The sequence below is a fragment of the Shewanella nanhaiensis genome (assembly GCF_019457885.1).
In the GTDB taxonomy this organism is placed as follows: Bacteria; Pseudomonadota; Gammaproteobacteria; order Enterobacterales; family Shewanellaceae; genus Shewanella; species Shewanella nanhaiensis.
This window is the reverse complement of sequence record NZ_JAHZST010000007.1, coordinates 156547-179990: the sequence shown is the minus strand read 5'-3', so window position 1 is coordinate 179990 and position 23444 is coordinate 156547. Positions and strand designations below refer to the sequence as shown.

The 23444-nt window shown below is 42.6% G+C and carries 16 protein-coding genes; 10 read left to right on the top strand and 6 right to left on the bottom strand.

The features are described 5' to 3' along the window. Positions 1-233: 233 nt before the first annotated feature. Positions 234-1382: an L-threonine dehydrogenase gene (gene yiaY, locus K0625_RS11910; RefSeq protein WP_220109900.1), complete on the bottom strand. Its 1149-nt coding sequence runs from the start codon at positions 1380-1382 to the stop codon at positions 234-236. 376 nt (positions 1383-1758) lie between these two features. On the opposite strand from yiaY, the gene K0625_RS11905 reads away from it, so the two are divergent. Further along, entirely contained in the window at positions 1759-2910 is a 1152-nt protein-coding gene (locus tag K0625_RS11905) for a porin (RefSeq protein ID WP_220109899.1), read from the top strand. A gap of 86 nt (positions 2911-2996) precedes the next feature. Here the strand turns inward: K0625_RS11905 and K0625_RS11900 are convergent, their stop codons facing one another. The 4 genes from K0625_RS11900 to K0625_RS11890 all read right to left on the bottom strand — a co-directional run bounded on the left by K0625_RS11900 (position 2997) and on the right by K0625_RS11890 (position 4894). Further along, positions 2997-3476, bottom strand: coding sequence for an aminoacyl-tRNA deacylase (locus K0625_RS11900; protein ID WP_220109898.1), 480 nt, complete (start codon positions 3474-3476; stop codon positions 2997-2999). A gap of 97 nt (positions 3477-3573) precedes the next feature. Continuing rightward, a complete protein-coding gene (locus tag K0625_RS11895) occupies positions 3574-4047 on the bottom strand; it encodes a LabA-like NYN domain-containing protein (RefSeq protein ID WP_220109897.1) in 474 nt (157 codons plus the stop codon). A gap of 191 nt (positions 4048-4238) precedes the next feature. Next, positions 4239-4373 carry a hypothetical protein gene (locus tag K0625_RS24705; RefSeq protein WP_269902801.1) on the bottom strand — a complete coding sequence of 45 codons (135 nt, stop codon included), beginning with the start codon at positions 4371-4373 and terminating at the stop codon, positions 4239-4241. Positions 4374-4444: 71 nt separating this feature from the next. Then, entirely contained in the window at positions 4445-4894 is a 450-nt protein-coding gene (locus tag K0625_RS11890; protein WP_220109896.1) for a GNAT family N-acetyltransferase, read from the bottom strand. 289 nt (positions 4895-5183) lie between these two features. Between K0625_RS11890 and K0625_RS11885 the strand changes: the two genes are divergently transcribed. The 5 genes from K0625_RS11885 (at position 5184) to K0625_RS11865 (ending at position 14296) form a co-directional block, all read left to right on the top strand. Then, positions 5184-6296 (top strand): efflux RND transporter periplasmic adaptor subunit, encoded by a 1113-nt coding sequence (locus tag K0625_RS11885; protein ID WP_220109895.1) that lies wholly within the window; start codon positions 5184-5186, stop codon positions 6294-6296. Continuing rightward, complete coding sequence (locus K0625_RS11880) at positions 6296-9403, top strand: multidrug efflux RND transporter permease subunit (protein WP_220109894.1); 3108 nt, start codon at positions 6296-6298, stop codon at positions 9401-9403. Before K0625_RS11885 ends, K0625_RS11880 begins: the two co-directional genes overlap by 1 nt. 506 nt (positions 9404-9909) lie before the next feature. Continuing rightward, a complete protein-coding gene (locus K0625_RS11875) occupies positions 9910-13548 on the top strand; it encodes a pilus assembly protein (protein WP_220109893.1) in 3639 nt (1212 codons plus the stop codon). A 32-nt stretch (positions 13549-13580) separates the two neighbouring features. Then, a complete protein-coding gene (locus tag K0625_RS11870) occupies positions 13581-13880 on the top strand; it encodes a TapY2 family type IVa secretion system protein (RefSeq protein ID WP_220109892.1) in 300 nt (99 codons plus the stop codon). Positions 13881-13909: 29 nt separating this feature from the next. Continuing rightward, positions 13910-14296: an MmcQ/YjbR family DNA-binding protein gene (locus K0625_RS11865; RefSeq protein WP_220109891.1), complete on the top strand. Its 387-nt coding sequence runs from the start codon at positions 13910-13912 to the stop codon at positions 14294-14296. Between the two features lie 30 nt (positions 14297-14326). On the opposite strand, the gene K0625_RS11860 is transcribed toward K0625_RS11865, so the two are convergent. Next, positions 14327-15451, bottom strand: coding sequence for a metallophosphoesterase (locus K0625_RS11860; protein ID WP_220109890.1), 1125 nt, complete (start codon positions 15449-15451; stop codon positions 14327-14329). 178 nt (positions 15452-15629) lie between these two features. On the opposite strand from K0625_RS11860, the gene K0625_RS11855 reads away from it, so the two are divergent. The 4 genes from K0625_RS11855 (at position 15630) to K0625_RS11840 (ending at position 23265) form a co-directional block, all read left to right on the top strand. After that, positions 15630-16583 carry an MBL fold metallo-hydrolase gene (locus tag K0625_RS11855; RefSeq protein WP_220109889.1) on the top strand — a complete coding sequence of 318 codons (954 nt, stop codon included), beginning with the start codon at positions 15630-15632 and terminating at the stop codon, positions 16581-16583. Positions 16584-17827: 1244 nt separating this feature from the next. Beyond that, positions 17828-18787, top strand: coding sequence for a radical SAM protein (locus tag K0625_RS11850; RefSeq protein WP_220109888.1), 960 nt, complete (start codon positions 17828-17830; stop codon positions 18785-18787). Continuing rightward, complete coding sequence (locus K0625_RS11845) at positions 18784-19176, top strand: DUF6375 family protein (protein ID WP_220109887.1); 393 nt, start codon at positions 18784-18786, stop codon at positions 19174-19176. The genes K0625_RS11850 and K0625_RS11845 overlap by 4 nt, the downstream gene beginning before the upstream one ends. Positions 19177-19179: 3 nt before the next feature. Beyond that, positions 19180-23265, top strand: coding sequence for an NACHT domain-containing protein (locus tag K0625_RS11840; RefSeq protein WP_220109886.1), 4086 nt, complete (start codon positions 19180-19182; stop codon positions 23263-23265). Positions 23266-23444 lie beyond the last annotated feature (179 nt).

Sequence of the window (23444 nt, the reverse complement as noted above, 5' to 3'; positions counted from 1 at the left end):
CATAAAAAAAAGCCCAAGATTATCAAATAATCTTGGGCTTTTTAGTGTGCTAATTCTTTGCAGGGAAAAAGCGAACTAAACCAGCTTACAACAGATGTATCATTTTGTGCTAGTGATTTATCTGTTCTTTACCTATTTTTTAGTACCTATTTTTACAATTGTTGTAAAAACAGGTATAAGTCACTGCTAAATTAGCTCCTGCCAATAAGTAAGACAGATTTAGCTTTACTCAACTAGAGTGCGTTAGTGAAGATCTGACAGATCTCCTCATGGCTTGCCTGTTTAGGGTTGGTTAAGCCACAAGCATCCTTAAGGGCATTTTCTGCAAGGGTTGGGATATCTTCCGCCTTAACCCCTAACTTAGTGAGATTTTCTGGGATCTTAACTGCAGCTGAGAGTGATTTTATTGCTTCTATGGCAGCGGCTGCACCCTGCTCATCACTCATGCTTGCGACATCAACGCCCATCGCTTTAGCCACATCTTTTAAACGAGCCGAGCTGACTTGAGCGTTATACTCTTGAACATGTGGCAGTAACAGGGCGTTACATACCCCATGTGGTAGATCATAGAAGCCACCAAGCTGATGGGCCATTGCGTGCACATACCCTAGGCTTGCATTATTAAATGCCATTCCAGCGAGGAACTGAGCGTAAGCCATCTGATCGCGGGCATCGATATTTTGTCCGTTATCGACCGCATCGACCAAATTACCTTTAATAAGCTCAATGGCTTTAATTGCACAGGCATCTGTGATTGGGTTTGCAGCGATAGAGACATAGGCTTCGACTGCGTGAGTCAAAGCATCCATTCCCGTTGCTGCGGTGAGGCCTGCTGGCTTGGCTAGCATTAGCTCTGGGTCATTAACGGATAGAATAGGAGTGGTGTGTTTATCGACGATGGCCATTTTAATATGCCTAGCTTCATCTGTGATGATGCAGAAACGTGTCATTTCACTTGCCGTTCCAGCTGTGGTGTTGATTGCAACAAGGGGAAGCTGAGGCTTGGCAGAGACATCTAAGCCCTCATAGTCTTTGATGCTGCCACCATTGGTTGCCACTAGTGCGATACCTTTAGCACAGTCATGGGGAGAGCCGCCTCCCAGTGATACCACAAAGTCACATTCGTTGGCATTGAGCAGAGCCAATCCAGCTTCAACGTTGCCTACAGTAGGGTTAGGTTGAACGCCGTCAAAGACTGTGGAGAGTATCCCTGCTACTCCTAATTTCTCTGCAACTTGGCCAACTAGTCCTATCTCAACTAAAGGCTTATCGGTTACGATTAATGCATGTTTAAAGCCCAGAGTTTTAATATCACCGATAGCTTCATCGACGGCATTTTGTCCTAAAACATTAACAGATGGGATAAAAAATTTAGCAGCCATAAATTCACCTTTATGCTTAAATATTTAAAGTTATTATCATTTCTGGTAACTAAAGTACCAATCTTGATTCGGCAAAGGTGTGATCGGTATCTAAAAAGTCATGGGAATAGTTCAGTGATTATCACAAAATCAGACGCGTACTACTAAATTGGTATAAATATGACAGAGGTAATGAAATTTAACCCCTTTTTATTCTAACCTTACTTCTGTGTTTCTAAGTTGGGCATTCCTCTTGCAAACACTTGCTTTTAAAGTTTAATCAACTGAACTAACTTGAATAGGAGGGCTTGAGCAGGTGTTTAGCATCCAATAGTTTCCTTTTGCGATAGAAACTTTGGTCTATACTTTTTCTTACCAGCCTTCTGGATAAGATAGAATGCAAATCTCTCCCATAGCTCAGTTTGTTACCTTCACATTATTGGCTGCCAGTTTCGATCTTGCTGCAGAGCAAGAAGTGACATTGGCGTCATTAAAGTTACAAATCGAGGCGCTACAAAAGCAGGTTATGCTGCTGGAGCAGGCTCAAAAGCAAGAGGCACAAAAACGAGAGAAAACGATCTCTCAAGCTAACAAGAGCCCAGAACAAGTCCAGCCTAAGTCTGAAAGCGGCAATAATGCGCTTAAGGTCTATGCCACGATGAGGCCGACATACGGCTACTTCGATGAGGGGGGGGAAACTTTCTACGATGTGAGAGATGCGTTATCTCATATCGGCCTTAAGGCGACTAATGAATTTATGCCGGGTTGGAGAGCTGAACTTCATGGTGAGTGGGGCGTTGATCTCTCCAATAATGGTGATTTTGGTAAAGCTAGGCGTGCCTATGTCGCCTTAGGTGGTCCCTATGGCCGTATCGGTATCGGTAAGCAAAGGCCACCACAATATCTATTGATAGCTGAATATGTTGATATCTTTAATCATGCAAACAGCCCCTTTGCCTATGATCCTGAGAGTGTTTTTTTCGTTAATAATATGCTGACTTATCGATTGAATGTTGAGAATTTTAGCTGGTTAGCCGCCGCGCAATTTGATGGTGATAGTGGCAGTAACAGTGCCGATCTGATTAACCTAGGCTTGAGTTACGATAATGATGGTTTTCATGGCGCGGTGGCTTACTTAGAGCAGAGTAGTATTGATGGAAACTTAACAACAGGTGAAGATGAAGTTTGGGCTGTATCTTTAGCTAAGGAGTTCAGTAATGGCTTCTATTTAGCGGGAGCTTATCAAGATAGAAACTACCAACGAGATGTGATGTCTCAGGATAGAGAGGGTCACACCTTAGATATCTCTTCCGCTTATCGGCTGAGCCAGCAGTTTAGAGTAAAGTTAGGCTATTTTGATTTTGATGATGGTAGGGAGGCGTTTTTGAGCCAAAAATATCATGGTTTTAACACGACTTTAGAGTGGCTTCCCGATGACAACTTAAGGTTTCATCTAGAGTACCTAACTAAAGATTATGACTACTTAAATGACTTTGACTCTTGGACTGTAGGATTTAGGTATGATTTTTCTAAAGAGTGGCGTTTTTAACTTAAACTATTTTTGTGAAAAATTGCAATTTAATGCTGGAGTGTCTAGTCAAACTCCATGTTTGACTAGACGTATATAAATCAGATTTAGTGGACAGTTTGATGGCTGAATCTCATATGTTTAGAGTCTTTAATCAGGCGGACAAAGTCCTCTCTGCTGACACGAAGTAAACTATTATGATCGCCCGCTTCAAGATAGAGCTCTTTAGATTGGACCAAGAGGTCATCATAAACCGCTTCCATATTATAGGCATTTCCGAAGGGGGGAATAGCGCCTTTCTCGCAATCTTCAAACATCTTATAGACAGATCTCTCATCGATAAGGTGTAGGTCTCGATTTAGCTTCTCTCCTAGTGAACCTAAGCTTATCTTATGATCAGCTAATAACACTGCCATCATCTTTCGGCCTTCGTGATCTTCTAAGATCACCGCTTTGGCTATTTGTGCTGGCGGGATATTGGCGGCAACTGCTGAGCTCATAGAGCTAAAGCTGTGGGGGTGGGAGATGAGATCGTAGCTCACCTCATTTTGATTTAAGTACTCATTTAAACGTACAGAGATAGTCATGATTTAACCTCATAAAGACAGTATGACCTACCAATTATAGTCGTTTTGTCTTAATTCCTCCTTGAAACTGGATTAAATGACTGCTTGAGTTTAAAAATCAAAGCAGTAGTGCATCATCGATTTCATGGTAATGAGCTGCTGAATCTATAAGAGACTTTGCTGTAAGGCTTGGTACACCATAAACCTGAGTTTCAATTCCATATTTTTGGTAAATTTTGAGCATTAATAGATCAAAGTCGCCATCACCAGAAAGTAAGATAATGCTATCGACCTCGCTGGCCGCTTCCATGATATCGATAGTTATCCCCACGTCCCAATCCCCTTTAGCACTGCCATCGGCTCGCTGAATAAAGGGCTTAAGTTTGACATCAAATCCTATATGTTTGAGTGCATCTTGAAATTTGAGTTGGCCATCATCGCCCTTATGGATGGCATAAGCGGTTGCAGAGACGATCTCACCTTCATAGCTGATATGTTGCCAAAGTTTCCGGTAGTTAAACTGACGTCCATAGGCTTGACGGCAGGTGTAGTAGATGTTTTGAACGTCGACAAAAAGGGCAATTTTTTTCAAGTTACAATCCTAGATGATTTGCATCACCAAACCATACAGCAGCAAGTGACAGTAGTGAAGCATACAAACCTGTTAGTAAATTAAGCCTTGTGCATTGTTCATGCTTTGCCAATTCGGTATGCTGTCTGGTATCTAGTTAGTTTATTACCCCATTATCTAGATATATTCTGAGAATAATGAAAAGTAACACACTAAAAGGTAAGTAGAATGTCTTCGATATCATCACTGATAACTGCAGTAAAGCGGTCTGTGGCAGGCGCATCAACGACTGTGCATACTGCTATGGTCAGTGTATCTGCTCTATTAGTTGTGGCATTTGAGCCCATAGAGGAGTTCTTTGTGCGTAGTCTGACTTTAATCTATCTTTTTTTGAGCCATTGATCTCTTATCCTTACCTCTACTCCGCCATGTTACGCTTGAAAATCAATAAAGATAATGGCTTCTCTTCACTGTGGTATCTGTTAAATAGCTGGCCAATATCATTAGGTGGCGTTTGACACCTTTCGAACCCATGCTGTCGATAGAAATTGACTAGGTGGGGGAGTGAGAAGATAAATGTACGTTTATCTATCATCTCATGGCTTATTTCGCGCATCAAAGCATGACCTAAACCTTTGCCACGATGAGCTGGATGGATAAGCATACCTGTTACTAAGGTATAGAGACCTGTGGGTCTTAGTCTGACTGCGGCAATAACCTCACTTTTTACTGTAACTTCAGCGGTATTTTGCTCGGCGATGAAAACAGCTATTCGCTCTTTTTTAGTGAGTCGCGCATAGGGCATAAACTGCTTATAAAAAGGATAAACTTGGGAACGGTTATCAAGGGAAAGCCAGTTAAGGTGCAAAGTGTTTCTCGTTAATCTGTTGATGGAGGGATTTTAGCAGAGTTACACCCCGCTAGCATGTGCATTATTTGTACTCTCTCTAGTATCTATTGTTGCCAAAAAAACAGCCTAGTTTAATCCTTGTTACTTTAAAGTTACCCTTAGGTTTCGGGTCATGGTTTGTTACAAGTTTTGGATTAAAAAGAGCAGCTTAATTGCTTAGCTTTACACTGCTTTACCCTACAAAGGCTGAATTTTATTTAAAATAGCTTCACCCCCTGAAGCCTTGAATTGATAAAGAAATTCATAAATGAAAAAAAGCCTGATTTTTATTCCCATCGTTTTATTGATTGCTGCGATAGCCTCATTTAGTGGTTTTTCTGAAGCCAAAAAACCAGCAGATAAAACTGCTCGCGCACCTAGGGTTGTTCCTGTGGTGACAGGAAGTGTGGAGCAGCACATGCTCTCTCAATCACTCTCTTTAATTGGTAAGCTAGAGGCGGATAGATCTGTATTTATCGCCCCTGAGGTGGCGGGGAAAATTAAGCAGATTAACGTCGCTGCTAATCAAGATATCCAAGCGGGCCAAGTGTTAATTCAGCTGGAGGATGCTCGGGTTCAGGCGAGTGTTGCCGAAGCGAATGCTTACCTTAATGATGAGAAACGTAAGCTTAAAGAGTTTCAAAAGTTGATCGCGAAAAGCGCTATCACACAAACAGAGATAGATGCTCAAAAAGCCAGTGTTGATATCGCGGCTGCGCGATTGGCTGCGGTACTTGCAGAGCTTGATTTTCACTACATAAAAGCGCCGTTTTCAGGCACGGCTGGTTTGCTCGATTTCAGCCTAGGCAAGATGGTGACAGCGGGTACAGAGCTGCTCTCTCTCGATGACCTCTCCTCAATGAGGTTAGATCTGCAGGTACCGGAAAATTATCTCTCTTTACTCAGCGTTGGCATGAAGGTCAGTGCCACAAATCGTGCATGGCCTGCAGAGATGTTTAGCGGTCAGGTTGTGGCTATCGATCCTAGAATTAATTACGAAACATTGAGTTTAAAGGTCAGGGTGAGCTTCGATAATGCCAATCACAAGCTTAAACCAGGCATGTTAATGTCTGCCAATCTTGGCCTTCCCGCGGTATCTGAACCTGTCATTCCAGTTCAAGCTATCGAGTATTCAGGTACGAAACGTTTTGTGTATGTGGTAGGTGAAGATAAGTTAGCCAAGCGCACTCAAGTGACATTAGGCGCACGAATTAAAGATGAGGTGGTGATCACCCAAGGCGTCGATGTTGGCGAGAAAATAGTTGTTCAGGGCTTAGTGAATATGCGTGATGGTCTCAGAGTCGATGAGCTGTTAGCGCCGAAAAATCATATGACAGCCGATGCAGATCAAGGTGGGAATAACAGCGGAGACAGAAGTTAATGTTAATTTCTGATATCTCAGTAAAACGTCCAGTTGTTGCTATCGTTTTAAGCTTGCTACTGTGTGTTTTTGGGGCGGTTTCCTTCTCAAAGCTGGCTATCCGTGAAATGCCCGATGTTGAAAGCCCAGTCGTCACTGTGATGACCACCTACGAAGGCGCTTCGGCAACCATCATGGAGAGCCAGATCACCACGGCACTGGAAGATGAACTCACGGGGATCAGTGGTATCGATGAGATAACCTCTGTGACTCGAAATGGGATGTCCCGTATCACCATCACTTTCGATCTCGACTGGGATCTGACCGAAGGGGTGAGTGATGTTCGTGATGCAGTAGCCCGTGCCCAGCGTCGTCTGCCCGATGAAGCCAATGATCCGATTGTATCTAAAGACAATGGCTCTGGTCAGCCCTCTATCTACATCAATCTAAGCTCCTCTGTGATGGACAGGACTCAGCTTACCGATTACGCCCAGCGTGTGCTTGAAGATAGGTTTAGTCTGATCACTGGTGTGAGTTCGGTGAGTATTTCCGGTGGCTTGTACAAGGTGATGTATGTGCAGTTAAAGCCCGAGCTGATGGCGGGACGTAACGTCACTACCGCTGATATTATTGCGAGTCTGAAAAGGGAGAATGTGGAAACTCCAGGTGGTGAGGTACGTAACGACACGACAGTGATGACTGTTCGCACCGCACGTCTTTATCATAATGCTGAGGATTTTGACTATCTTGTGGTGCGTACGGCTAGCGATGGCAGCCCTGTCTATTTGAAAGATGTGGCTTCGGTGTTTATCGGGGCTGAGAATGAAAACTCCACCTTTAAAAGTGATGGTGTACCGAATTTAAGTTTAGGGATAATCGCTCAGTCAGATGCGAACCCGCTTTTGGTTGCCAAGGCGGCTCACAAAGAGGTGGAGCGTATCCAGCAGTTTCTGCCTGCGGGTACAGAGCTTGTGGTCGATTATGACTCGACCGTATTTATCGACCGCTCTATTACAGAGGTATACAACACCCTATTTATTACTGGTGGACTCGTGGTATTGGTGCTCTATATCTTTATTGGTCAGGCGCGTGCAACACTTATCCCCGCGGTGACAGTACCCGTCTCGTTGATCTCAGCATTTATCGCGGCAAACTTCTTTGGTTTTTCGATTAATCTATTGACGTTAATGGCGCTTATTCTCTCAATTGGTTTAGTCGTGGATGATGCCATTGTGGTGGTGGAGAATATATTTCATCACCTTGAAAAGGGTGAGGAGCCGCTACTTGCCGCTTATAAAGGCACACGTGAAGTTGGCTTTGCCGTGGTGGCGACTACGGCCGTTTTAGTCATGGTGTTTCTGCCAATATCCTTTATGGAGGGGATGGTTGGCCGTTTATTTACCGAGTTTTCAGTGATGCTTGCCATGTCAGTTATCTTCTCCTCGATTGTGGCGCTGACTTTAACGCCTGTGCTTGGCAGTAAGATGCTAAAAGCGAATGTGAAGCCGAATCGATTTAACCTATGGATAGACAAGTTATTCAATAAATTAGAGTTTGGTTATCGCAAAACGGTAGCTCAAGCTGTTCGTTTTCGCTTTGCAGCTCCATTTGTGATCATCTTATGTATCCTTGGTAGCGCTCTTTTGATGCAAAGTGTGCCCTCACAGTTGGCGCCTCAGGAAGATCGCGGCGTCATATTTGCTTTTGTTAAAGGGGCGGAGGGAACAAGTTATAACCGGATGACCACCAATATGGATATTGTCGAGCAGAGATTGATGCCCTTGCTTGGGCAGGGGGTGATCAAATCTTTTAGCGTGCAAGCTCCCGCTTTTGGTGGCCGAGCAGGCGATCAGACAGGTTTTGTGATTATGCAGCTGGAAAATTGGGAAGATAGAAGCATCAATGCTCAACAAGCGCTGGGGATAGTGGCTAAAGCCTTGAAAGGTATTCCGGATGTGATGGTACGCCCTATGCTGCCTGGATTTAGAGGGCAGTCGAGCGAGCCTGTGCAGTTTGTGATTGGTGGCTCAGATTATGATGAGCTGTTTAAGTGGGCTCAGGTGCTGCAAGAGGAGGCGATTCATAGCCCTATGCTCGAGGGCGCCGATCTTGATTACGCCGAAACGACCCCTGAACTGGTGGTGAGCGTCGACAGAGAGCGAGCTGCTGAGCTTGGGATCAGTGTTGCCGAGGTATCGGAGACTTTAGAGGTGATGCTTGGTGGGCGCAGTGAAACCACCTTTATCGATCGCGGTGAGGAGTATGATGTTTATTTAAGAGGTGATGAAGATAGTTTTAACAGTATGGCAGACTTAAGCCAGATCTATATGCGCTCAGCTAGAGGTGAGTTGGTTACGTTGGACTCCATCACCCATATTGAGGAGGTAGCGTCGGCAAATAAGCTCAGCCATACCAATAAGCAAAAATCGATCACCTTAAAAGCGAATTTAGGTGGAGGTTATACCTTAGGCGAAGCGCTTAACTTCTTAGATGCAAAGGCGATAGAGATCTTACCCAGCGATATTTCGGTGAGTTATACGGGCGAGTCCAAAGATTTTAAAGAGAATCAAAGCAGTGTCTTGGTCGTATTTGGTTTAGCACTTTTGGTGGCTTATCTGGTGCTGGCTGCTCAGTTTGAAAGTTTTATTAATCCTATGGTGGTGATGTTTACTGTACCTATGGGGGTATTTGGCGGATTTTTAGGCCTTTATCTCACGGGACAAGGGCTGAATATTTATAGTCAGATAGGCATGATAATGCTGATCGGTATGGTGACCAAGAACGGTATCTTAATTGTCGAATTTGCTAATCAGTTAAGAGACAGAGGCTTTGAGTTAGAGCAGGCGATTATCGATGCATCGGCTCGTCGTCTGCGTCCTATTCTGATGACGGCATTTACCACCTTAGTGGGGGCTATCCCACTTATTTTGTCGACGGGAGCAGGCTCTGAGAGTCGTATTGCAGTGGGAACTGTGGTCTTTTTCGGCATGGCATTTGCGACCTTTGTGACTCTACTTGTTATCCCCGCCATGTATCGACTCATCTCTGGAGCAACCCATTCACCGGGTTTTGTGGAAGCTAAGCTTAATCGGGCGATATCAGCTCAACAGCTTGCTGGACAAAAGTGATTTTGCTTAAGCTCTAATCGATAAGAGTTATTGATAAAGGGTAAACAGAACTGTTTACCCTTTTTTTATTACGGCCACAAATCTGAAATATCGCTAAGTCTCCACATTTTCTTGTTTAGCATATTCCACCTTATTTACTTCTTAAACTAGCTTGTCTGTTTTTTTGTTTCTTATTTCTATCATCTGCTCTCTACTTTTTGCTCACTTAAAAAAAGAGTAATGATTAAGTTTATATTTGTAATTTGAATTTATGCTCTGAAATTTTTACCTTGTCAGAGTTTTAATGCGGTTATCTCTTTACATTTCAAAATAGTGCAAAGTGTTGTAATTGTGTGTCAAGTTGGTTTAATCTTGTTGTTCTCTTGGTTTGTTTAGTGTTTAATCTTGAGTGCAGTGTTTACTGTATTAGATGTCATTTAAAAATAAGAGATGTGACAGGGGAGTTGTAAGCATCTGTATCTGAAGGGAATCATTACCGTGCGCATATAAGAATAGAAAATATCCCTATGAGCATTTTTACCCCTGAATTGACTGCAATGTGTGGTCAGGTTTGTAGCCGTTTAACTGCTATTGGTCGGTCAACTTTTTCCTCTCGTCGATTTAGACTTTCATCTTTTTTGATCGGCTCTTCTGCTATTTATACCCTGTTGCCACTTTCTAGCTTAGCCGATGACACTGAACTTTATGTTTATGAAGCATCAGCACGTAGCGGTGCTCGGCCGCAGATGCTGATCATTTTTGATAACTCCGGCAGTATGAAGACAACCGTTGTTGGAGCTGAAAAACCTTACTCATCCAATGCTGGTGGCATTAGCGGCGATAACTTAGGCAAGCAAAACAAGCTCTACTTCACCAGAGGTGCCACGGCAGCAGAAGATCAACCTAACCCCTCCAACACATCAGAAACACGTCACTTTTCTGGAGTGATCAATAGTTGTGAGAGCTCTTGGGAATCACTACATAAATATGGTTTTTATACTGGCTACTTCAGAGGTTATTCATTTACTGGCTCTGAAGGAACCTGGAAGGAGCTCGATGATACTGGCTCTGACGGTGTCATTGCGGTCGATTGTTTTGAAGATATACAGGATGAAAAATGGGCCAATGCTGGGGGAGTGACAAGTGGTTTGCCCGTCGATGGACGAGGTTCGGTCAGTAACCCAAAGTATTATACTTATGCGAATGCAGGTTCTACAGAAACGATTAAGCAAAGAGCGCGTGAGCGCGCTGAACTGACAGGGTTTGGTATAGGCCGTCCGCTGACTATCTACACTCAAGACTATTTGACTTGGCAACATGGTACTAAAGAGAAGGCGAATATCAGCCGTTTAGATATTGCAAAGAATGCGGTTAAAAGTATCATTTTAACCACGCCAAGTGTCGATTTTGGCTTAGCGGTGTTTAATGTTAACGCGTGGAATGAGTTTGAGCGTGATGGCGGGAGGATTATCTCTGGTTTAAAGGAGAATACCTCTGGGGTTAAATCTGATTTGATTGAAATTATTGACGATATTAAAGGTAAGACGAATACCCCTCTTTGTGAAACACTGTATGAAGCCTATCGCTATTTTTCTGGATTAAGTGTCGATTTCGCCTATAAAAATACTGACCTGCCTAATGCTGGTTACTTCGTTAGTGAGCAGCCTAAAATGGACCCTTCTGTGGCTAAAAGTGGCATTTATGAATCGCCATTTAAAAAGTGTCAGAATAACGCCAGTGTGGTGATTATTACTGATGGTGTACCGACAAAGGATGCGGCTGCAGATGATTTTATTGACACACTAACTGGAGGAACGGATAAATATGGCACAGAAGAGGGAGGAGATCTTAATTACTTAAGTGCGCTGTCAAGTTGGATGAATAAGTATGATCTTAATAGCAGTGAACCGGGCGATCAAACCGTTAGTACTCACACCATAGGTTTTAGTAAAGGAGCTGCTACTGCAGCGGCACTTTTGAAGAAAACTGCTGAAGTAGGTGGAGGACGCTATTTTGATGCTACTAATGCCAACCTGTTACAGGGCTCACTCCAGCAGGTGGTGAGTGAAGCGTTAGATACTAACTCTAGCTTTACTTCGCCAGCTGTCGCGAGTAATAACTTCAATCGAACTCAATCGTTTGAGTACGCTTACTACTCTATTTTCTTGCCTAACAAAGGGCCGACCTGGCTCGGGAATCTTAAGAAATACAGGGTGACAGGGAAGGGGGTTGTGGTTGATAAGGCGGGAAACCCTGCCATAGGTCTCGATGGTAATATTAAGTCTACAGCCTGCTCTTTCTGGACTCCTTCTGCTGTATGTAGTGCAGGTGGTGATGGCAATGAGGTTGAAAAAGGTGGTGCCTTGTCTGCGATGCAGGCGGCTGATTCTAGAACCATCTATAGCAATTTAAACACTGGATTAACTGAGCTGACCGTTGACAAAGTTGCTGGTACTGCAGGGGGGACCGAAAACTTAGTCAGCTATTTAGGCGTTGCTGAAGAGGAGTTCCCCTCTCTTTTTGGTTGGGCGAAGGGCCTAGATGTCGATAACAATAAAGGGCTGGAAACTATTCCAAATCCTGCGACGAATTGGCGCGATGACATTATGGGGGATGCACTTCACTCAAAGCCGTTAGCACTCAATTTTGGTACAAAATCGGCACCAGATGTTCGCATTGTCATGGGGACTAACCATGGTTTTCTGCATATGTTCAAAGATGATAGTAGCAGTAACAGTGTGACTGAAACTTGGGCTTTTATCCCCTATGAACTTCTGCCAAATCTAAAAACTCTTAGGGCGAATGTGCCAACTGGTGTTCACTCTGTGTATGGCGTTGACGGCTCTCCTGTGGCCTATACCAAAACCAATGATTCAGGTATCGAGAAGGCGTGGCTCTTCTTTGGCATGCGCCGTGGGGGCAGTAGTTACTATGCTATTGATATCAGTGATCCCGATAACCCAAGCTTTATGTGGAAAGTGGATGCCAGCTCGCCCGGCATGTCTGAGCTAGGTCAGTCTTGGTCAACTCCTGTGGTGACCAATATTCCAGGTCGAAGTAGCGAGAATCCGGTGCTTATTTTTGGTGCTGGTTATTCACCATCGGGTAAAGATGGGGCCGGTATTGGAGCCGATGATGTAAAAGGACGCGGAGTCTTTATTCTTGATGCCGAAACAGGTGCATTGGTGCATCAGTTTGGCTCTGCCAGTACTGGAGGCACACAACTTCCAGGGATCTCTGACAGTATTCCAAGCTCTGTCGCCGTATTAGATTCTAATGCTGATGGCGCAAGCGATCGTATTTACGCGACAGATACAGGCGGTAACGTATGGCGTATGGATATGCCATCTGCCGATACAAATAAGTGGTCTGGGTTTAAGTTTGCCAGCTTAGGTGGTGGCGTCCAATCTTCTGATAGACGTTTCTACTCAGCTCCAGCCGTGGCACAAACCGTCATCACCAATATTGCTGAGGTGACTGTCGACAATGGCGGGACGACAACCAAAACCAAAACTAAGCTTAATATCCCCTATGATGCTGTGGTGGTAGGTAGCGGACACAGGGCGATGCCATCAGATTTAAGCCGCTCGGATATGTTCTTTACCCTGCAGGATAGAAATGTGGTGAGTCGCTCCTTTAAAGGTGGGGGCAGTGGAGTGGTTATTCCCACAACGTTGACCCTATCCAACCTCTATGATGTTACCTCAACTCCCCCTTCAGATTCTGATGAGCAGGAGCAGATCGATTTTGGTAAGAAAAGAGGTTGGTATTACAGTTTCTCCCGTGCTGGCGAGAAAAATCTATCACCTGCCACCATAGTTAATGGGCGGGTTTTCTTCACCTCATTTGTGCCACCCGGTGATAACTCCAGCAGTGACCAATGTATTAGCGCTGGAGCGGGATTCCTCTATAACTTCGATCTTCATAGAGGAACGCGAACCTATAACTATATAAGAACCGGTGAATTTGTGCCTGATACGCCCCAGCTGATTGTTCCTCCTCGTGTGGTTAATGAAGGTGAGGAGGCTAAGCCTTCGAATATGTACCTTATCGGTATAGGTGCGGCTTCACCGGGCAACCCACCTGAAGGGTGTGACCCCAATGATCTAAAGTGTGTGGGCGGCGGACTCAGTACTAATAAAATTTATTACTACACGTCTGATTAAGTTTATGGATTGATGAGCTTTAGGAAAATAAGATGAAAAAGTTACTTTGCGCTATCAGTTTATGCTGTCTCTGGCTCTCATTTAGCATTGCAGCAGAGGAGAGGGCTGACTATAAATGTTATGTGGAAACCAATCAGGGGCACAAGGTGGTGCTATTTTCTTGGTACCCGAGTAAAACAAAGCTCTATATGGCAAAGTTTGTCGGCAAGCGGGTTCCAAGTGACAATGGCTCGCTCCCTCTCTATATAAAGAGTATGCTTGAGTGCGTTAACGTTAGCCGCTCTTTTACAAAGCCACAGGCGCAGGCAGTTGAAGAGAGAACTTTAAGTTAAATCATATTGCGGAGCTTTAGTTAAAAACAATGGATGTTGAAACGGTAAAAAAGTACTTGTTATCTAAACCTGAAACCATACTTGATTTTCCCTTCGGTAAGGAGGTTTCTGTGTTTAAGGTGAAGGGAAAAATGTTCGCCACTTTAGCCATTGGTAAGATGGGGAAAGGTGATGAAGAGGGTTATCAAGATTGGTGGATGAACCTTAAGTGCGATCCCGATGAAGCTGCGATATTGAGGGATATATTTCCTGCTGTGATCCCCGGTTATCATATGAATAAGGCGCTGTGGAATACCATTATTCTTAATGGCTCTATCCCTAATGGTGAGATAGAGCGCATGATAGATAACTCGTTTATGTTGGTTGTGGCTAAGATGCCGAAGAAAGATCAGAGTTCGATATTGTTGCATCTATAGCGGCGTGATTAACTGTTGAGGTTTGTCTACTTACAGGGCTTGTCGGTTACCATTGTATAAACCGCGTATTAAATGCCCCTCTTTCATCAGAAGGATCTCCCCTGAATTGCCATTTTTAATACTGGAGTCGATGGCTAAAACCCTGTTATCAAACAGCCCTAATACCTGCTCTTGAGAGGTGTGCCCGACAACTACTCGCTTGACCTGAAAGTAGGCTAATATCTTATCGAGTTCGTTTTCATCAAAGTCTGGTTTGAAATAACCTCTGAACCAAGTTGGTCCATTGCCAAAGAAGAGGAAGTTTAATAGTGGGTCTTGGCGTATCTCCTCCTTAGATTTGTCGACATTAGCACGATATAAACGGTTGGCCCTTTCTAGATTGAGTCCACGTTCGAGCCATTCGCTGCTAACTCCGCCATGGAGAAACAGCGAGTCATTAATTTTCACTAGGGTGTTTTTGCTGCGCAGCCACTGGCCTATCTCACTACTGTTGTCATACAGCTCATCATAGGTACGGTTTAACAGTTTCTCAGTGGTTTGATAGCGCTCATTGACATAACGCAGGTCACCACGCATCACCATCTGTTCATGATTGCCCATTAACAGGTGAAGTTTACCGCCAGCTTTTGATGCTTGCCTGTCTAGCTTATACATGAACCAAAGCACTTCATTAATCTGATGACCTCGGTCGAACATATCTCCCGTCATCACCATATGGCCATCACCAAACGCCCAATCACCGTTTTGGTCGATGATCTTCTGCTTTTTTAATAGATGAATAAGCACATCATACTGGCCATGGACATCACTTAACGCGACGATTTTTTTCACGCCGGTATAAGTATCTGGGTGAACGACCTTAGCGTCTTGATTCAGCAATGGCTCAGGTAACTGGCCACAGTTTAAGGGGCGCTGAAGTTGCAGTTCGGTAATCTCTGTGGTCAGCAAGGTGCTATCGCAGATCCAAGATGCGTGCTGTTTATCGCTGGCCTCTTGCTCGTCCCCCTTTTTATAGAACAGATAGGGTCCATCGAAATAGTGTTCATCGAATTGCTCAGTTCCACTGGCAGTCGTGACTGAGTTTGGCTCGGAAGCTAATGCTGACTGAGTTACGAAAAGTAAGCTCAATACGCTTAATGTTAATATCGTTTTCAATGCGTTGGCTCTTATTTATTGTGATCCTTGATGCTCGGCGAAATACTAGCACTTCAGGCAAGAGGGCTGCCAGAGCAAAGAGCTGGATAGATATAGAAACGATGTAAAAACGAGGTTGACTGATTTTTGATGATAAACGTAAAGTGGCTAGAGAATATTAAATGATTAAGGATGATAGATGACTAAATTTTTATATTTACTGCTGATGTTCGTCAGTGTTTTTAGCTCGGTAAATGGAGTCAATGCCAAGGAGTTTACACAGGCTAATACGTTAAAAATCACTACGCTTTCGACCATGCTTGCCAGTCGCGGAATTGGGGAGTGGGGGTATTCCGCCCTGATAGAGGTTGATGGTAGGAAGATTTTGTTTGATACCGGCAATCGTCCTGAAACCGTACTGCAAAATGCTCAAACTTTAGGTATCGATCTGTCTGACGTTGAAGATGTGATATTAAGTCATAATCATGGCGATCACACAGGTGGCTTGCTCACCCTCAGAAAAACACTTCGTTTACAAAACCCCAAGGCGCTAACTCGAATCCATGTGGGCAAGGGGATATTTGCAGAGCGAGCCAATAGCCGAAATTCAATATTAACGACGCGAGATGAGCTGATCGCGCTGGGAAGCGAGTTTATTGTTTATGAGAAGCCCACTGAGATATTCCCCGGAGTTTGGCTTACAGGCCAAGTACCGCGGGTTCATCCTGAGAAAAACTGGAGTGGAAAGGGACAGATCGTCACACAAGCAGGTTTAGTCGAGGACGATATCCCAGAAGATCTCTCCTTGGTTATCGATACCAATCAAGGTTTTGTACTGATCTCTGGCTGCGGCCATGCGGGGATTATTAATACCATGGAGCACATTACCGCTAACATTCACCCAGGTAAAATCTCAGCAGCCATAGGTGGATTTCATTTAGTGTCCGCAACAGATGAACACTTAGCGTGGACGGCCAAGAAACTACAAGGGTTTGGCGTCGATCAGATGATTGGCGCACACTGCACCGGCATCGATGCCCTCTATACATTGCGCGGCCATTTGGCCTCAGACAGAAAGCACATGGTTGTCGGCTCTATTGGCGATCAGTTCACTTTAAAAACAGGCATAAAAGCAGGCTTTATTGCACATTAGTTGAGTGTTTAAAGGTCAAGTTTTCTTGCCTTCGAATGAAGGCTGAATACATTTTTATTTAGATTCTGGCTGGTTTGATATTTGGTGTTGTGTTTGAAAGTCGTACCTTCATTGTTATCTATCGCCTCCAGCGGGGGAATGTGCAGTTACTTCTGCGAGGCGCTGTGAATATATCCCTATACGCTCTACGACTTCATCCCTGAAGTCGAAGCTCGCAGCCGCATCTACACCTGCTGATTTTAAGCAAGAGTATCTCTTCGATTTGATCTATCTGAGTAAATCGCTAACACGGAAATGCCCCAAAGTTAGCTAGCCTTCGAATGAAGGCTGATTACATTTTTATTTAGATTCTGGCTGGTTTGATATTTGGTGTTCTGTTTGAAAGTCTACCTTCATTGTTATCTATCGCCTCCAGCGGGGGAATGTGTAGTTACTTCTGCGAGGCGCTGTGAATATATCCCTATACGCTCTACGATTTCATCCCTGAAGTCGAAGCTCGCAGCCGTATCTACACTTGTTCATGGGTTTCTTCGATTTGGCCTTACTTGGGAAGGTTTTGTAAATGGTTTTTGCCCCAAAGTTAGCTGGCCTCCGAATGAAGACTGAGCACATTCTCTTACTTGTTTCATTTGGTTGGTTTGGTATTTGATAGCTTATTGAAGGTCATACCTTAACTGGTATCTATTGCCCGCCGCAGGTGCCGTGCATGGATGCACCAATGTCGTGATCACATGGATGTGAAAGAACGACGTGTGTGCAGATACTTCTGCGAGACGCTGTGAATATATCCCTATACGCTCTACGACTTCATCCCTGAAGTCGAAGCTCGCAGCCGCATCTACACCTGCTGATTTTAAGCAAGAGTATCTCTTCGATTTTGACTTATCTGAGTAAACCGCTAACACGGAAATGCCCCAAAATGAGTTTCGACCATTGTTAGAATTCATTACGAAACTTAATAAAGCCTCGTACTAGACAAAGATTGGTATCAATTCAATTGTTCGGGAAGTTTTTTCACTGTCTTACTAGTTAGTTACACGCCTATATTCAACTAACTCATATTGTTACAGCAAAATTGACATGTCTCACGTGTATTTAGTGGCATTTGAAATAAAATGTACTCGTCTTTTTATAGGAGTGTATTTTTGGATAGGGTTGGAATGCTAAAGTAACCCTATAGTTATTAGTTTCATATTGTGTTGATATTGCAATGCAATCTAACCATTTAAGGTATCGGGTAAACTTTGTATATAAAGAATGAAAATGGCATAAACCAACAACACGAGTTCAAAATTAGAAAAGGGTCTGATGGTATCCACTTATTTTACCGTCGAAGCGGGCTTAACATACTTTTAGATGATACAGTCACGCCTGAATCCGATTGGACTATTAGCCCTAGACAAGTCTCTATAGCACTTACTAATGACTGTGACTTGAGGTGTGCGCATTGTTATGCGCCAAAGCACCGTTCAACTCTGGATAAAAGTAGAGTAAAAGATTGGTTACTTGAAATGGATAGTATGGGCGTGTTTGGTATCGGCTTTGGTGGAGGAGAACCAACATTGCATGAAGACTTGGTTGAACTTTGCCAGTTTGGACAAGAAGAAACTAAGCTAGCAATTAGCTTTACGACGCATGGTCACAGTTTAACTCCTGAACTAATATCTCAGCTAAAAAGTCATGTGAATTTTATTAGAGTAAGTATGGATGGAACTTATAGTAATTACGAGTCTATAAGGAAAAGACCATTTAAGCGGCTGTTAAGCAATTTAGAATTATTGAAAAGGCATATCCCATTTGGGATAAATTACGTAGTTAACAGTAAAACCATTGACGACTTACCAAATGCTTTGGAACTGTCCAAGGAGCTAGGTGCTGACGAGTTTCTGATTTTACCAGAGGTACCAGTGGGGTTTGGTAAAAAAATCGATGATGTAACACTAAGTAAATTAAAAGAAATCGTCGACAGTAGAAGCTCAACGATAAAAAGTATGAGGTTATCTATAAGCTCTGATTACAAAAATCAATTTGTCACTGCTATCGGTCTTCAGAAAGAGAGCGACCTGCAAGGCTTTGCGCATATAGATGCGTCAGGTGTTTTTAAGCTGAGTTCGTTTGACAAGAATGGAGTTCCTATAGGTGGTGGCTCCCTCACTACGGCTTATCGTCAGTTAACAAATACTATAAGGGTTGAATTAGAATGAAAATTTGGCAGGGCTACGGCGCGGAGCATTCTTTAAATCTAGTAATCGTTGGTGAGTTCAAGGATGCAGAAAAGGCTGAAAATTTTGAGCAATTAGTATCAACGATTAGTTCTTTTCTATGTAGTGATGAATCGAATTTTGACGTGGATGCAGATAGATATGGTGATGAAGTGCTTGAGTTCCTTAGCAAGCAAAATCTGTTTTGTCTTTCTCCCCAACAACTAGCGCAATTTATGTATGACCAGCGCCTCGAAAGAAAAGGTTCAAAGATAACCATATCTTCAGATGACGATCTGAATGCATTCATATCTTTACTGATTCATGAAGGAGCGAAGGTCGAATGCTTTTCAGCACACGATTATCCTGATTTAGTTAAACAAGAGGATTAAATAGTGCTTGATTGGGCTAAGTTTGAACATGTAGCTGGACAGCATCCTAACGCACATGCATTTAGTTTTGAAAGCTTATGTAGAGGAATTGTCATTCGACAATTTCGAAATCATGGGCCAATAAAAGAGTTAAAAAATCAACCAGGTGTGGAGTTCCATCTTGAGCTCGATTGTGATGACCTAAGATTGGGAACAAAAGGGTTAAAGGTTGGATGGCAATGTAAATGGTTCCAATATAAAAGTGACGGTGGCTTAACTACTGTGGCAAAGAGCCAGATTGAACACTCGCTGAAGACAACGAAAAAACACTTACCAGATTTAAATGTATGGATTCTTTGGACACATAAAACCTTAGCGAAGGCTGACCAAACTTGGTTCTATGATTTACAAACAAAATATGGCTTTACATTACATCTTTGGAATGAAAACGATTTAGAGTCTTATCTCTCAGGCCCAGCAACAGAGTTAAGGGCTAATTATTTTGGAGAGCTGGCTCTAACACCAGATATGTTAAATGAACAGCATACGAATTCAGTGGCTCCGATTAGAAGTCGTTGGATTCATGAAGTTCACCAATCTACAGACGTAGAGCGAGATATAAGAAGAGTGCTCGGTGAACCTAGTGCATGGTCTGATATATATGCTGCGAAAGTTAAACTAGACGCTTACTTGTCAACTATTTCTGAGTTAGCTAGGCATAAGGATTATGTAGACCTTTCGTCTGTTCTAGAGGAGTTCATAGCCTTTTGTAAACAGGTTATATCTAGCTGTAAGATTTTTGAGTCTACAGTGTCAGGTAGAGAAATAGGTAGAATTGCGAATTTTGCTCAATCTTCAGAGCAGACAAAAAACATAAGTCAGTTACTAAGGTTAACCAGAAGGCAGAATCTACCACTTTCTCTTCATTTGACCAATGCTAATGCAGTTATCAAAGACATCAAGAAGCTGTTGTCAGAAGCTGTAGAACTGTTCGCTCATCAACTAATAGCTGTTATTGGTAAAGCTGGCAGAGGCAAAACACAATTAGCTGCTGAAGTTACAAGCCAAAATGATGACAGGCTAGCTGGAATTCTTCTTCACGGAAAAAAACTCCGTAAGGGAGGAACGCTTGATTCTCTGGTTCAAAATATGTCCTTTGCTTCTAACGAAGTTAGATCGTTTGAACTGTTGCTTTCGGCTATAGATTCGGCGGGAGAAAGAAATCGTTGCCGAGTTCCAATCGTTGTTGATGGATTAAACGAGGCCGAAGACCCAAGAGAATGGAAGAACTTATTGGCAAGCATAGAGACTGTATTACCTCGATATCCAAATGTAGTTCTCGTCTGTACATTGCGAGATGGATATCAGTCTCGGAAACATGTAGGCGCTGTCAGAGCTAATAGCTCATCAAGAGAAGGGTTTGCGCAGCAAGCGCTCCCCAATGATTGCTTTGAGTTACTATTAAAAGGGTTTAGTGACGAAGTAACTGTCCAAGCTATAGGTACATACTTTAGATATTATAAGATTAGTGCTAATCCAATAGCGGCTCCGCAAAGTTTCTTCAGCCACCCTTTAAACTTGAAAATCTTTTGTGAAGTTACGAATCGCTCAAGGAAGACTAGTGTTGTGGTTCAAAGTTTTCCGTCATCCATATACTCATTGTTTAAAGAGCAAGTCACACATATTGGAAAGACTATCTCTGAAATGACTAACCTGTCTATCAGGTATACAATTGCTGACGTAGAAAACGCAGTCTACTACTTAGGCGAAGCTCTCTGGGAGGCAAACGGTAGAGGTGTTTTAGAAAGAGACTTTTTGCAGAAGTATAATCCACAGTCGACAGATTGGGACAGTAATATTGTCAACTTGCTATCTCAAGAAGGTTTGATATTCAGAGATCTGGTTCGTCGTGGAGAATATCGCTTAAGCCCAGCATATGACCGCCTAGGTGGGTACATTATAGCTTTCTATTTAATGGATCACTATTGTCTAAATCGAGACGTATCGCTATTCAGTTCACAAGATTTCTTTGAAAAAATCTTCGAAGATGTGACTCTCCAGCATGAGCTGTCAGAGGACATCCTGCACGCACTTGTCGCTATTGCACCGCAGTATAATCTGCCACATGTTTGGCAAATAGTTCCTTCAACTTACAAAAATGAAGTTTTAAGTTTGTCGCATTTGATTGAACCTAATTGCATTTGCGGTGAAACAGTATGCGAATTGAAAAGCTTAATACTTAATGAAGGTTTGAAACGAAAATATATTGAATCTTTGGGAGACGTACGATTCGCAATATCCCATCCTCTAAACGCAAAGTTCCTTAGTGATGTATTGTTAGACATGTCGATGGTGGACAGAGATCTTTCATGGGGAGAGTACTTTCGAAGAAACCATGATGAATTGATAAAAGGCATTCGATTTAGGGCTGAGTGTTGGAAAAATAGAGAGTTTTCAGATCCAGAAATAGAAAAACTAAGGCTAATTACAACGATTTGGTTCCTTAACTCAGTCGTAACTGAGCTAAGAGATGTTTCAACTGAGGCTTTAGTCTACTATGGAGTGCACAACACTAAGAGTTTTCTAGAAATAGTCCAACCTATTTTAGCGGTAGATGATGAATATATCTTAGAGCGGATAATTGCCGCATGTTATTCAGTAATCTGTATATCTTTGGACAAATCTGAAAACTTAAGTGAGATAGAAGCGTTTAGTAAACACATAGTAGCTAATTTCTTCAGTCATGATTCGAAGTACGCTACAACAAACATATTAGTCAGAGAATATGCATCATGTTTGGTAATGCGTGCGAATTTAGAATCTCAAATTAATATTGGTGAATCAGAAATTAAAGCAGCTACTGAACCTTTTGATCAAATGCCCAGAAGTCAATGGAATGAAGAAAGCACTGATGGCATGAGCGGACATTTATCACCTCTTAAAATGGATTTCGAGAACTATACTATTGGTCGCCTAGTTAAAGATCGTAGTAATTATGACTATGAACATGAGGCTTACGCGAAAATTCGTAATCAGATATTGTGGAAGGTATATGATTTGGGATGGAGCGAGGACAAATTTGGTAACTTAGACAATCAAATTTCTTCGAGCGGTTATCACAGCAGACACGAAACTGCAAAAGTAGAGCGTTATGGGAAAAAGTACTCTTGGATAGCGTACTACCAAATGACAGGTAAACTACTCGATTCGGATCAGTTGGAGTTTTGGGGAGGAAGGTTTATAGAAGGTATAGACCCATTTTTTCCTGGTAAAAGCTTAATAACCTATCCTTTTGGTGAGAAAATGTACTTGGATGATGAAGGGTTAACTACAGAAGAATGGATTAATTATTCGGAAGCCCCTACTCTGGTTCACCTCAGCGATTGCGCAAGTTTTGAAAGTGAAAACTGGATTTTGGTTGATGCCTTCATAGTTGAGGAATCTAAGGAATCAAATCGTCATTTCTATGCTTCTGTAAACTCCTTTTTTATTTTCGGAGAGTCACTGAAAGACTTTGATTTTGATAACGAGGAATCTAGCAAATTGGAGTTCCCTGAAATCACCAAGTTATCTGACGTTTATTTGGGAGAGCTTTATAGTACATGGAGTAAAACCCCTGAACCTCAAGTTATCAAGGAAGAAGATGGTGAAGAAGAAATAGAAGTTGAATCAAATGTGTTCTTTGATGGAAGTGCTTTTGTAAGAACATCTGGAACACATACACTGACTGTACCTAAATATAAAGAGCATTCACTTAAAGATTTTATCATCGAATATAGTTGGGAACACTCAAATGGGAGTTTTTCTATGCCAATGCTTGCGCCTAGTTTTGTCAAAGAGCACGGACTTAAGTTTGATTGTGAGCAGCTTTGTTACTTCAAAGATGGTCAACAAATCTCAAAGTATATAGTTGAAGATCTAGATGGATACTCTAACTCTAGGAAAAGATTCTATTTAAAAAGAGAATTTTTAGCTCCTTTATTAAAATCCAGTGGTTTAGAAATAATAACCCAGATAAAGGGGGAGAGGAGAGAGTCTAAAGTTGGGTATCATGGGGATTTTGAATACAAGGATTTTGAAAGTATGGATTTTCTGCAAGCTAACCATTGACTGGAAGCGGAATGTGTAATGCATTCCCTCAGATATTTGTAGTGGATGAATAAATATGGGCACTAAGCTTGAGATTTTGCTATACACCAGGTAATCCGTGAAATAATAATTTAGTAAAGTCACTAAGAAACTTTTTTCCAAAAATTAGTTATAACCCAAAACCTCAATCGAAGAGGTAA